Source organism: Bradyrhizobium sp. Ken01 (assembly GCF_055807355.1).
In genome coordinates this window covers 1-12,365 of record NZ_JBVVPC010000029.1, presented here as the reverse complement: position 1 = coordinate 12,365, position 12,365 = coordinate 1, and the positions used below count along the sequence as shown (strand labels likewise).

Sequence of the window (12,365 nt, the reverse complement as noted above, 5' to 3'; positions counted from 1 at the left end):
CGCAGCCCCCGGCCGCAAAACGTGGGACAGCGGGAAAATGCGCCATAAAGGGCTTTTCCAAGCCGCCCGATGTTCCTAAGAACGGCCAACTGCTGCCGAAAGCCCAAATTCCATGAAGAACGAACCCAAGATCACCCCCGAGCTGATTGCCGCCCACGGGCTCAAGCCCGACGAGTATGAGCGCATCCTGAAGCTGATCGGGCGGGAGCCGACCTTCACCGAGCTCGGCATCTTCTCGGCGATGTGGAACGAGCACTGCTCGTACAAGTCCTCCCGCCTCCATCTGAAGGGCTTGCCGACCAAGGCGCCCTGGGTGATCCAGGGCCCGGGCGAGAATGCCGGCGTGATCGACATCGGCGACGGCCAGGCCGTGGTCTTCAAGATGGAGAGCCACAACCACCCGAGCTACATCGAGCCGTACCAGGGCGCGACCACCGGCGTCGGCGGCATCTTGCGCGACGTCTTCACCATGGGCGCGCGTCCGATCGCCTGCCTCAACGCGCTGAGTTTTGGCGCGCCCGAACATGCCAGGACCCGGCATCTCGTCTCCGGCGTCGTCGCCGGGGTCGGCGGCTATGGCAATTCCTTCGGCGTGCCGACGGTCGGTGGTCAGGTGCGCTTCCACACCCGCTATGACGGCAACATTCTCGTCAACGCGATGGCGGTCGGCCTCGCCGATACCGACAAGATCTTCTATGCGGCCGCCTCCGGCGTGAACATGCCGATCGTCTATCTCGGCTCCAAGACCGGCCGCGACGGCATCCACGGCGCCTCGATGGCCTCGGCCGAGTTCGACGACAAGTCCGAGGAGAAGCGTCCGACCGTGCAGGTCGGCGATCCCTTCGCCGAGAAGCTGCTGTTAGAGGCTTGTCTCGAGATCATGGAGAAGGGCTGCGTCATCGCGATCCAGGACATGGGCGCGGCGGGGCTGACGTGTTCGGCGGTCGAGATGGGCGCCAAGGGCGACCTCGGCGTCGATCTCGATCTCGATGCGGTGCCGACGCGCGAGATCGGCATGAGCGCCTACGAGATGATGCTCTCGGAGAGCCAGGAGCGCATGCTCATGGTGCTCAAGCCCGAGAAGGAGAAAGAGGCCGAGGCGATCTTCAAGAAGTGGGGCCTCGATTTCGCCGTGGTCGGCTACACCACGCCGAGCAAGCGCTTCGTGGTCAAGCATGGCGGCGACGTCATGGCCGATTTGCCGATCAAGGAGCTCGGCGACGAGGCGCCGCTCTATGACCGCCCGCATGTCCCCTCCGCCGCTTTGCCGGTCGTGCATGCGCGCGAAGTGGTGGCCCCGATGGGGCTCGGTGCCGCGCTCGAAAAGCTGATCGGCACGCCCGACATGTGCAGCAAGCGCTGGGTCTGGGAGCAGTACGACCACGTCATTCTCGGCAACACCATGCAGCGTCCGGGCGGCGATGCCGCCGTCGTGCGGGTGCAGGACGGTCCGAAGGGCCTGGCGCTGACCGTCGACGTGACGCCGCGCTATTGCGAAGCCGATCCGTTTGAAGGGGGCAAGCAGGCGGTGGCGGAAGCCTGGCGCAACATCACCGCCGTCGGCGGTAAGCCGCTCGCGATCACTGACAACCTAAATTTCGGCAATCCCGAGCGGCCCGAGATCATGGGCCAGTTCGTCGGCTGCCTGAAGGGTATCTCGGAAGCCTGCCGCACGCTCGACTTCCCGGTCGTGTCCGGCAATGTCTCGCTCTACAACGAGACCAACGGCCGCGCGATCCTGCCGACGCCCTCGATCGGCGGCGTCGGCCTGCTCGACGACTTCACCAAGTCGGCCTCGCTTGCCTTCAAGGCCGAGGGCGAGGCGATCCTCCTGATCGGCGAGACCCATGGCTGGCTCGGCCAGTCCGTTTACCTGCGCGACATCTGCGGTCGCGAGGAGGGCGCGCCGCCGCCGGTCGACCTCGCGGCCGAGAAGCGCAACGGCGACTGCGTGCGCGGCATGATCCATGCGGGCACCGCGACCGCCGTGCACGATCTCTCCGACGGTGGCCTTTTGATCGCGCTCGCCGAGATGGCGATGGCGAGCGGCATCGGCGCAAAACTGCTCGCGGCGCCGACCGCGCTGGTGCCGCAGGCCTATTGGTTCGGCGAGGACCAGGCGCGCTATCTCGTTACCGTGCCGGAAACGGAAGCCGGCCGCGTGCTCGCCAAGATGCGCGGCTGCGAGGTGCCCTGCGTGCGGATCGGCACCACCGGCGGCGACGCCCTCGCGATCGCGGGCGAGGCACCTGTAACGATCAAGGCGCTGCGAACCTCGTTCGAGCGCTGGCTGCCGGAGTATATGGGCGGCAAGGCGGCGTAAGGCGCTTCCGCAAACTCCGTCATTGCGAGCGCAGCGAAGCAATCCAGAGCCTCACCGCCGAGGCACTCTGGATTTGCTTCGTCGCAAGAGCTCCTCGCAATGACGAATGGAAAGAGCTCGGCCTCACAATACGTGCGTGGCCCCCGGAATCTTCCGCAAGCCCGCCGTCAGGCCCCAGCTCAAGATCACCGTGAGCACGAAGCCGATCGTGGCTTTCACGATCGCAGGCAGCGTATAGTCGAACAGCGCGTACTGGATCCACAACGCGATCGGATAGTGCACCAGGAAGATGCCGTAGGCGTCCGCCTGCATGCGGTCGAGCAGGTTCGGGCCCGGCGATTTCTGGTGCAGGAAGAACGCGAGAATCGCAAGCAGGATCGAACCTGAGAACAGCACGAAGAACGTGCCGTAGATGGCCTGGTACCAGTGCGGCTGCGGGTCTGGATTGCCCAGAACTTCGCGCTTGATGTAGATCATGCCCCACATCAGGCAGTAGGGGATCAGCGTCGCGATCACCCACAGCCAGCGCTGTTTCGGCAACTGGCCACCGGCGCTGAGGATGCCGCGGTCGAAGTTCGCAGCTCCAACACTGACGCCGATGAAGAAATAGGCGAAGTAGAGCAGGATGCGGCTTGCCTGCACCGAGAACGGCCCGAGCTCGAACCATTTGCTGCCGCCGAAATAGAGCAGCGCCGGCACGTAGGCGATGGTCGTGACGACGACGAGCAGCAGCCAGAATACAGCCGGCTGGTCGAATCCGCGCAGCGACACGCGGTTGCCTGGGTCGACCAGATGCGCGGAGACCCGGTAGAGCAGGCTCGCGGTGAGGTCGAACGCCAGCAGCACCCACACGAACCAGATCGGGCCGCTCGGCCACGGGCCAACCGTGATCGTCTTCCACCAGAATGCCGTGAAGCTCAGCCCGGGATCGTGCCGCAGCGCGATCGCGTAATAGGCGAGCGGGATGACGGTGAACGCCGCGATCGCGAACGGCAGCCCGAGCCGCAACAGGCGGTCGCGGAGAAAAACTGACGGCGCCTTGCGCGCGATGCCCGACCAGGTGAACAGTCCCGACAGAAAGAAGAACATCGCCATGAAGAAGCTGTCGGTGGCCAGCACGATCACGTCGAAACCGGCCCAGGACGCCGGGTCGGTGTGCCCGAAATAGGTGTAGGGAATGACGGCGTGGTGCAGCAGCACCACCAGCGTGAGGAAGGTGCGGGCGCGATCGAGCGACAGATTGCGCGCCTTGGCCTTCGGCACCGCGTGCGCCTCTGCGCCGATCGTCGCTGAATGTGACATCGTCATCGTGGCCGCCCCGGTCGCGCTTTCCGTCCCGGCCGGACTTTGCCGCCGGGAACCGGATTCAGCAAGGGTCGTTTGGGACGCCCGCAGGTCTCAAGACCGCTAGGAACCAGTTCCCCGCGACGAAGTTAGCGTTCGCCAAAAGGGCTTGGGACCGCGGCAAGCGGTACAATTTCGGAGCTGGCGATGACGATCCTGAAATGGGCGCTGATCTTCTTACTTGTCTCGATCGTGGCCGGCGTGCTCGGCTTCACCGGCATCTCGGCCGCCTCCGCCGACATCGCCCGCTTCCTGTTCTACGTGTTCGTCGCGATCTTCCTGGTGCTGCTGATCCTGGGGCTCACGATATTCAGGGCGTAGCGGGGCTGCTCCAGCATTCCCAGTCGTCATGCCCGGGCTTGTCCCGGGCATCCACGTCGCTGTATCCGCGATTGGCCAAGAACGTGGATGGCCGGGGCGAGCCCGGCCATGACGCAAGCAGCTACCCCACTTCCTCGATCTTCACCTTGTCCGGATAGAAGGCGAGATGACCGGAAATCTCGGTCATCGCGGGGAAGGGCGCCTCATAGGTCCAGATCGCGTTATCCAGCGTCTTGCCGTCGGCCTTGACGCTGTAATAGCTCGCATCCCCCTTGTAGGGACAGTGGGTGACGCGGTCGGTGCGCTCCAGCAGCGCCATGTTGGCGTCCTGTCGCGGCACATATTGCACCGCCGGATATTTCGCCTCTTTCAGCGTCAGCGCCTTGGTGGTCTCGGCGATCACGATATCGCCGGCCGTGACGCGGACGCGCCGGGGATTTGGGGTAATGGTGATGGGGTGGTCGGGCCCTGGAAGCTTCATGATTTCACGCCTTTTCGATCACTCTGCCGCGCGCGGCACTTTGTCGTGGCTTTATCCAGATCGGATCACCGATATAGTGCCGGAAGGCGTGACGTAGAAGGCCGTTCACGCTAAGTTTGGCCCCGCCGGCAAGTTTGGCTTTGCAGATATGGACCCCGGCAGCGATTCGACGACAAGGCTGATTGCAGCCGAGACAGGAGCACGACCCGAATGCCAATGGACGCCCACGATATCGAGGCGATGATCAAGGCGGCGATCCCCGATGCCGAGGTGACCATCCGTGACCTCGCCGGGGACGGCGATCACTATGCCGCGACCGTGATCTCGGAGACCTTCCGCGGCAAGTCCCGCGTCCAGCAGCACCAGATCGTCTATCAGTCCCTGCGCGGCCAGATGGGCGGCGTGCTGCATGCGCTGGCGCTGCAAACCGGGGTGCCGGGCGCCTGATCTGATCGTGACGGGGGGATGACGATGGCTGCGGACAATCCGCGCGGCGCGATGTTCCGCGTCATCCTGCCGAACCAGCACAGCCGCGTCACCAATGCCGAGCTGTTCTTCGACCTGGTCTTCGTTTTCGCGATCACGCAGGTCTCGCACACATTGCTGCACCATTTCACCCCGCTCGGTGCCGTGCACGTCGCGGTGCTGTTTCTCGCGGTATGGTGGGTGTGGGTCTACACCGCCTGGGTCACCAACTGGCTCGATCCCGAGCTGACGCCGGTCCGCATCCTGATCTTCCTGATGATGCTGGGCGGCCTCGTGCTGTCGACGACGATCCCGACCGCCTTCGAGGGGCGGGGCCTGTGGTTCGCGATCGCCTACGCAACCATGCAGGTCGGGCGCACCGCCTTCTGGATGTTTGCAACGCCGCGGCATCGAACTGCGGTCCGGCACAATGCGATCCGCATCCTGACGTGGCTCTCGGTCTCCGCAATCTTCTGGATCCTCGGCGGCCTCACCCATGACGAGACGCGGCTGTGGTTCTGGATCGTGGCACTGACGATCGAATACATCTCGCCGGCGGTGCGCTTCTGGGTCCCCAAGCTGGGCTTCTCGTCGGTGGAGGCCTGGGCCGTCGAAGGCGGCCACATGGCCGAGCGCTGCTCGCTCTTCGTCATCATCGCGCTTGGCGAGGCCGTCGTCGTCAACGGCGCGACCTTTGCCGAACTGGGCTGGACCGCGGACAACATTCTGGCCTTCGTCTCCGCGCTGGTCGGCAGCATCGCGATGTGGTGGGTCTATTTCCACAAGGGCGCCGAGGCCGGCGCCGAGCGCATCTCGAAATCCGCCGAATCCGGCCGGTTGGCGCGGCTCGCCTATACCTATCTGCATATGCCGATCGTCGCCGGCATCATCCTGACCGCGGTCTCCGACGAGCTGGTGCTGAAGCATCCGCTCGGCCATTCAGACATCAGGACCATCGTCAGCACGATCGGCGGTCCCTTGCTATTCCTTGTTGGCACCATCCTGTTCAAGCACGCGATCCGCGGCTTCCTCCAGCTCTCGCACGGGATTGGCATCATCGCGCTCGCGGCGCTGTCGTGGTTCGCTGCCGAGCTGTCCCCTCTATGGCTGTCGGTCGCCGCGACGGTGATCATGATCGTCGTTGCGGTGTGGGAGTCGGTGTCGCTGGGATCGGCGCCGGACGAGGCTGGGGAGCATTGAGCCGGCGCCATCGGCGCCAGAGCGCTTACTCCGCCGCCTCCAGCGCGTGCACCGAGAACATCTTCGCGGCATCCGTCCAGCTCTCGCGCACCCGCCAGCCCGCGCCCTGCGCCAGCGCGGCAAAACGCTCGATGCTGTATTTGTAGCTGTTCTCGGTATGAATGCTCTCGCCCGGGCGGAACGAAAAGCTGGTGCCGAGCAGGCGCACGGTCTGGCTCTTCTTGCTGATCAGGTGCATCTCGATGCGGTGCCGCTCGCGATTGTAGATCGCACGATGGGTGAAGGCGGAGAGATCGAAATTGCCGCCGAGCTCGCGATTGATCCGCACCAGTACATTGAGGTTGAAACGTGCGGTGACGCCGGCGGCATCGTTATAGGCGTCGTGGAGCAGGCGCTCCTCCTTCTCAAGGTCGGCGCCGATGATCATCTGCGCACCCCGGCCCAGGATGGCGCGCGCGCTGCTCAGGAAGGCCTGCGCTTCATGCGGCTCGAAATTGCCGATGGTCGAGCCCGGGAAGAACCCGACCTTGGGCATCGGCGCCACCGCCTTGGGCAGCTCGAACGGGGTGGTGAAGTCGGCCGCCACCGGGTAGATGCCGAGTGACGGAAAATCCCGCTTCAGGCCGTTCGCCTGCGCCGTCAGGAAATCGCCGGAGATGTCGACGGGCACATAGGCCGCGAACTTGCAGTGGTTGAGCAGCAGGCGGACCTTTGTGGTCGCGCCTGCGCCGAATTCGACAAGGGCCGCGTGCTCCGGGATGATTTTCGCGATCTCGCTGCCGCGCTCCTTCAGGATCGCAAGCTCCGTGCGCGTCGGGTAATATTCGGGCAGGCGCGTGATTGCCTCGAACAATTCCGATCCGGCCGCATCATAGAAATATTTCGGCGACAGCTTTTTCGGCTGCTGCGAGAGGTCCTCAATGGCCTCGCGCGCGAAGGCAGTGGTCTGCTCGTCGGGAAGATGGGCTTCGGCCAAAGCGCTGGCGTGCACATTCATGGTACTCTCCTGAACGCGCTGTCCGGCGCGCATTTTGTCGTCGGATGAGAATTTTACTCGTAGTCGGCAAGCCGCAGTCCCGTGAACTGCCAGCGGTGGTGCGGATAAAAGAAGTTGCGATAACTGATACGGCTGTGCCCCTCCGGGGTTGCAAGCGAAGAGCCGCGCAGCACCAGCTGGTTAACCATGAACTTGCCGTTGTATTCGCCGAGCGCGCCTTCGATCGCCCGATAGCCGGGGTAGGGCGAATACGAGCTGCGGGTCCACTGCCAGACGATGCCGAAGGCATCGTTGAGCTGGCCCGCGCGGGCCGCGACCTCCCACTCCATCTCGGTCGGCAGATGCTTTCCGGCCCAGCGCGCGAAGGCGTCGGCCTCGTAATAGCTGACATGGCAGACCGGTGCGTCGGGGTCGACCGGCTTGAGGCCGGCCAGCGTCATGACCTGCCATTGGCCGTCGACCTCGCGCCAATGGCCCGGGGCCTGCCAGTCGTCCTTGTTGGCGGCGGCAAAGCCGTCCATCAGCCACAGTGTTGCGTTCGCGTAGCCGCCATCGCGCATGAAGGCCAGCCATTCGCCATTGGTGACGAGATTGCGTGCGATCTTGACCGGGCCGACGAGCGCGCGGTGGGCCGGCTTCTCGTTGTCGAAATGGAAGCTGTCCTCGACATGGCCGACGGTGTGGATGCCCTCGTTGAGAATCAGCCAGTCGTTGCCGACGCGCGTTGCGGACGGAAAGCGCCAGTCCCGATCGTAGGCGGGATAGATCGGGTTCTGCGCAAAGGCGTGCAGGATATCGGTGAACATCAATTCCTGATGCTGCTGCTCGTGATTGAGCCCGACCTCGACCAATGGGGCGAGGGCACGGAGCTTGTCCTCGCCGGCCTCGCGGAAGAACTTCACGACCGCAGCATCGACATAACTGCGATAGGCGCCGACCTCGCTTGCACTGGGACGGGTGATGTCGCCGCGGTGATTCCGGGCATGACGGGGCCCTGCGCTGACGTAATAGGAATTGAACAGGAAGGCGAAATCGGGGTGGAAGGGCTGGTAGCCGGGGCAATGTTCGCGGAGCACGAACTGCTCCCAGAACCAAGTGGTGTGCGCCCGGTGCCATTTCGCCGGGCTCGCATCCGGCATGGATTGGATCTGCTGGTCCTCCGGCGAGAGCGGCGCGGCACGGCGCTCGGTCTCGTTGCGGACGGTGAGAAAGGCATCCTCAAGCCGCCGGGCGAGGTTGCTCGGGTCGACCGACGGTGACGAAAGCGGCGGACTGGCCGTAGCGGAGGCTTGTTTCGTCACGTTTTTCTCCAGACAGGACAAGAGAACGTTGTTGGCGTTGCCGGGTTCCAAAACGCCGGGTTCGTCCTAGATAGGGGCTCCGGGACGGTATGAAAGTCCTCCCTGACCATGATATTCGTGCCATCATGCAACGGGCCGGCGGTGCCGAGAGAGGTCCGCCCAGCGGCCGCTCGCCGCCATTTTACTTTGGATGCACAACGGTTTGGGCTACATATATAGGCAAGGATCGGGTTAAATCGGCTGAGCCGGCCCGAAGCGATTGGAGTGGGCTCCGCCCCATAAGGACACGGATATGAGCATCGAGGAATTCATCGCCAACGAAGTGAAGTCGAACGACGTGGTTCTGTTCATGAAGGGCACACCGCAATTTCCGCAGTGCGGGTTCTCCGGCCAGGTCGTCCAGATCCTCGACCACATCGGCGTCGGCTATAAAGGCCTCAACGTTCTCGAATCCGCCGAACTGCGCAACGGCATCAAGGACTATTCGAACTGGCCGACCATTCCGCAGCTCTATGTGAAGGGCGAGTTCGTCGGCGGCTGCGACATTGTCCGCGAGATGTTCCAAGCCGGTGAATTGCAGCAGCTCTTCTCCGAAAAGGGCGTCGCTGTCGCGGCCTGATAGGTGACCCAGCTGACGCGCCGGATCGGCGGCGCGGAGCTCAAGGTCGTCGTTGCTGACATCACCACGCTGAGCGTTGACGCCATCGTCAACGCGGCCAATACGTCGCTCCTGGGCGGGGGCGGCGTCGATGGCGCGATTCATCGGGCGGCCGGGCCCGAGCTTCTCGCCGAGTGCCGGAAGCTCGGAGGATGCCCGACCGGCGATGCCAAGATCACCACGGGCTACCTTCTCCCTGCGCGCCATGTGATTCATGCCGTCGGCCCGGTCTGGCACGGCGGCACTTGCGGTGAGGCAGAGGCGCTGGGCTCCTGCTATCGCCGTGCGCTTGAGCTCTGTGAGGCCAATCAGCTGACCTCCGTGGCGTTCTCCGCAATTTCAACCGGGGTTTACGGCTTTCCGGCCGACCAGGCCGCAAAGATTGCGGTCCATGCAACCATTGAAGCCCTGCCGGCCGCGCCGCTGGTCGCCGACGCCATATTTTGTTGTTTCTCGGAAAAGAGCGCGGCTCTGCACGCGGACGTTTTGGCGCGGTATGGCGGCCCTTGTGCCTGATGACGCGGTCGGTACACTCCCGCCGGGCCATGTTCCGGGGAGGGGATATGATTGCACAATCTGGACTGCGCGCGCTGGTCTGCGCCGCGCTTGTGTCGTTGGGTACGATGTCGTTCGCGCGGGCGGAGGGCACCTACGAGATTCCGGCCGGTGCGCATTTCAATCCGGACAAGCTCGCCAGGATCACCGAGTTCTTCAAGAACGAGGTCGCGACCGGCAAGATCGCCGGCGCAAACGTGCTCATCAAGCAACATGGCAAGCCGGTGTACCACGAAGTCTTCGGCGTGCAGGACGCGGTCAGCAAGGCGCCGATCACCGACAAGACGATCTTCCGTCTGTTCTCGATGAGCAAGGCGATCGCTTCCGTTGTCGCAGTGAAGTTGATCGAGGAAGGTACGATCAAGCTCGACGATCCCGTCTCGAAATACATTCCGTCCTTTGCCAATGTGAAAGTCGGCGTCGAGAAGAAGGCCGAGGACGGCACCAAGTCGCTCGAGCTCGTGCCGCCGAACCGGCCGATGACGGTGCACGATTTGATGACGCACACCTCGGGCGTCACCTACGGCTTCTACGGCGACAGCCTGGTCCGCAAGGCCTATCGCGAGGCCAACATCTATGCCGGCGATTTCGACCTCGCGGAGTTCGCCGAGCGCATCGCAAAACTTCCGCTGCACAACCAGCCGGGCGCACTGTGGCAATACGGCCATTCCACCGACATCCTGGCGCGGGTGATGGAGGTCGCGGCCGGCAAGCCGCTGATCGAGATCGAGCGGGAGAAGCTGCTCGACCCGCTCGGCATGGTCGACACCGGCTTCTTCGTCACCGATCCCGAGAAGCAGAAGCTGCTGGCGCAGCCGGTGCCGAACGACAGCGATTTCCGGGTCGGGCGGATCAACGATCCGACGGTCGTCAAGAAGATCCAGTTCGCCAGCGGCGGTATGGTCACGACCATGGCCGATTATGAGCGCTTTACGCAGATGCTGCTCAACGGCGGCAGCCTCGACGGCAAGACGATTCTCAAACCGGAGACGTTCAAGCTGATGGTGACCGACCAGATCGGCCCCAAATCGGGCGTCGATCGCGATTATTTCTACTTCCCCGGCGATGGTTTCGGCTTCGGTCTCGGACTTGCGGTCCGCACCGATCCCGGCAACGCCAAACCGCCGCCGCCCGGCGATCTCGGCGAATTGAAATGGGACGGCGCCTCCGGCTGCTATTTCGTGATCGACCCCAAGCAGGACATGTTCTTCGTTCTGCTGGAGCAGACCCCGACCGAGCGCCAGCGCGTGCAGCGGACATTGAAGCAGCTGGTTTATGAAGCGATGGAGAATTGACATGTTCGGGCGCCGCGCATTGGTCGCGGCGCTCGTCCTTCTCGCCGGCGGCATCGTTGCGAAGGCGGGCTCGGAGAGACCTGCGGCCCGCCCGCTCTCGCCCGCGGGGCTGACGAAGGTTTCCGACTACATCCGCAACGAGGTCGCCACCGGCAAGATCCCCGGCGCCATCCTGCTGCTTCAGCAGCACGGCAAGCCGGTGTATTACCAGAATTTCGGCGTCCGCGACGTCGCGACCGAACTCTCGATGAGCGCCGACACAATCTTCCGCCTCTACTCAATGTCGAAGCCGGTCACCTCAGTCATGGCGATGATGCTGGTTGAGGAGGGCAGGCTTTCGCTCGACCATCCCGTCTCGAAATACATTCCGGCCTTTGCCGGCATGAAGGTCGGCATCGAGAGGAAGGCCGAGGACGGCAAAGTCGCCCTGGCGCTGGAGCCGCTGGAGCGACCCATCACGATCAAGGATCTGCTGCGCCACACCTCAGGGCTGCCTTACGGCTATTACGGCGGCGGTATGGTCCGCGAGCTCTACGCGGACGCCAATCTCTTCAACAGCAATCTGACCAACGCCGAATTCGCCGCCAAGATCGCCACATTGCCGCTGGTCGAGCAGCCCGGCACGGTGTGGGATTACGGCTATTCCACCGACGTGCTCGGCCGCGTTGTCGAAATCATTGCCGGAAAGACGCTGCTGCAATTCGAGAAGGAGCGGCTGCTCGATCCGCTCGGCATGACCGAGACGGCTTTCTTCGTCGCAGATCCCGCCAAATTCCCGCTCATCGCCGAGCCGATGCCGGAGGATCGCAACATCAATCCGACGACGCAGGTCCGTGACATCAGGCGGCCCGCGATCTGGGAATCGGGCGGCGGCGGCATGGTCGGCACAGTCGGTGACTATGCCCGCTTCGCCCAGATGCTGCTCAACGGCGGCACTTATCAGGGCCGGCGCTATCTCAAGCCAGAAACCATCGCGCTGATGGCCTCGGATCATATCGAGCCGGAAACGAAGATCGCGCGCGATCAGAACTATTATCCGGGCGGGTCTTCGGGCTTCGGTCTCGGCTTTGCCGTGCGCACCTCGGTGCCCCCTGGAACGGCGTGGCCGCTCGGGGAATATCGCTGGGACGGCGTCGGCGGCACGTTTTTCTTCATCGATCCCGAGGACGATCTGTTCGGGATCTTCATGGTGCAGACCCCGACGCAGCGCGGCCGGATTCAACTGACGCTGAAGACACTGATCTACCAGGCGATGGGCCGGTAGCTTTTCGTCTAGCCCCGCTGTCGTAGTCCGGATGGAGCGAAGCGCAATCCGGGACCGCTGCCGATGTCGCCCCGGATTTCGCTGCGCTCCATCCGGGCTTCTGTAACGGGCCTTGGTTAGTCAATCCCTTTTTGCGGCATCCTCTCGCCGGGAACCTGCTT

At 63.7% G+C, this 12,365-nt stretch carries 12 protein-coding genes; 8 read left to right on the top strand and 4 right to left on the bottom strand.

The window, feature by feature from the left end; translation table 11 throughout:
• Positions 1-112 precede the first annotated feature (112 nt).
• Positions 113-2,323, top strand: a complete 2,211-nt coding sequence (purL, locus tag AC0L3S_RS25020; protein WP_473281936.1) for a phosphoribosylformylglycinamidine synthase subunit PurL — start codon at positions 113-115, stop codon at positions 2,321-2,323.
• A 123-nt stretch (positions 2,324-2,446) separates the two neighbouring features.
• Here purL and AC0L3S_RS25015 read toward each other — a convergent pair whose 3' ends face one another.
• Positions 2,447-3,625, bottom strand: a complete 1,179-nt coding sequence (locus AC0L3S_RS25015; RefSeq protein WP_473282056.1) for an acyltransferase family protein — start codon at positions 3,623-3,625, stop codon at positions 2,447-2,449.
• Positions 3,626-3,814: 189 nt separating this feature from the next.
• On the opposite strand from AC0L3S_RS25015, the gene AC0L3S_RS25010 reads away from it, so the two are divergent.
• Positions 3,815-3,988 (top strand): DUF1328 domain-containing protein, encoded by a 174-nt coding sequence (locus AC0L3S_RS25010; RefSeq protein ID WP_007602280.1) that lies wholly within the window; start codon positions 3,815-3,817, stop codon positions 3,986-3,988.
• A 121-nt stretch (positions 3,989-4,109) separates the two neighbouring features.
• Here AC0L3S_RS25010 and AC0L3S_RS25005 read toward each other — a convergent pair whose 3' ends face one another.
• Entirely contained in the window at positions 4,110-4,469 is a 360-nt protein-coding gene (locus AC0L3S_RS25005) for a DUF427 domain-containing protein (protein WP_027567668.1), read from the bottom strand.
• Between the two features lie 210 nt (positions 4,470-4,679).
• Between AC0L3S_RS25005 and AC0L3S_RS25000 the strand changes: the two genes are divergently transcribed.
• The gene (locus tag AC0L3S_RS25000; protein ID WP_007602284.1) at positions 4,680-4,916 is read left to right on the top strand and encodes a BolA/IbaG family iron-sulfur metabolism protein; all 237 of its coding nucleotides are present in this window, start codon (positions 4,680-4,682) and stop codon (positions 4,914-4,916) included.
• Positions 4,917-4,940: 24 nt separating this feature from the next.
• Positions 4,941-6,134, top strand: coding sequence for a low temperature requirement protein A (locus tag AC0L3S_RS24995; protein WP_473282054.1), 1,194 nt, complete (start codon positions 4,941-4,943; stop codon positions 6,132-6,134).
• Between the two features lie 25 nt (positions 6,135-6,159).
• On the opposite strand, the gene egtD is transcribed toward AC0L3S_RS24995, so the two are convergent.
• Together egtD and egtB are read right to left on the bottom strand one after the other, a co-directional pair.
• On the bottom strand, positions 6,160-7,131 hold the full coding sequence (gene egtD / locus AC0L3S_RS24990; RefSeq protein WP_473259087.1) for an L-histidine N(alpha)-methyltransferase: 972 nt from the start codon (positions 7,129-7,131) through the stop codon (positions 6,160-6,162).
• Positions 7,132-7,184: 53 nt separating this feature from the next.
• A complete protein-coding gene (gene egtB, locus AC0L3S_RS24985; protein ID WP_473281934.1) occupies positions 7,185-8,483 on the bottom strand; it encodes an ergothioneine biosynthesis protein EgtB in 1,299 nt (432 codons plus the stop codon).
• Between the two features lie 241 nt (positions 8,484-8,724).
• Between egtB and grxD the strand changes: the two genes are divergently transcribed.
• From grxD to AC0L3S_RS24965, 4 genes are read left to right on the top strand one after another with little or no spacing between them, the layout of a single operon-like run.
• Positions 8,725-9,051 carry a Grx4 family monothiol glutaredoxin gene (gene grxD / locus AC0L3S_RS24980; protein WP_007602294.1) on the top strand — a complete coding sequence of 109 codons (327 nt, stop codon included), beginning with the start codon at positions 8,725-8,727 and terminating at the stop codon, positions 9,049-9,051.
• Positions 9,052-9,054: 3 nt separating this feature from the next.
• Positions 9,055-9,606, top strand: a complete 552-nt coding sequence (locus tag AC0L3S_RS24975) for an O-acetyl-ADP-ribose deacetylase (RefSeq protein ID WP_473259082.1) — start codon at positions 9,055-9,057, stop codon at positions 9,604-9,606.
• Between the two features lie 47 nt (positions 9,607-9,653).
• Positions 9,654-10,940, top strand: a complete 1,287-nt coding sequence (locus AC0L3S_RS24970; RefSeq protein WP_473281932.1) for a serine hydrolase domain-containing protein — start codon at positions 9,654-9,656, stop codon at positions 10,938-10,940.
• A 1-nt stretch (position 10,941) separates the two neighbouring features.
• Positions 10,942-12,204, top strand: coding sequence for a serine hydrolase domain-containing protein (locus AC0L3S_RS24965; RefSeq protein ID WP_473281930.1), 1,263 nt, complete (start codon positions 10,942-10,944; stop codon positions 12,202-12,204).
• Positions 12,205-12,365: the final 161 nt, after the last annotated feature.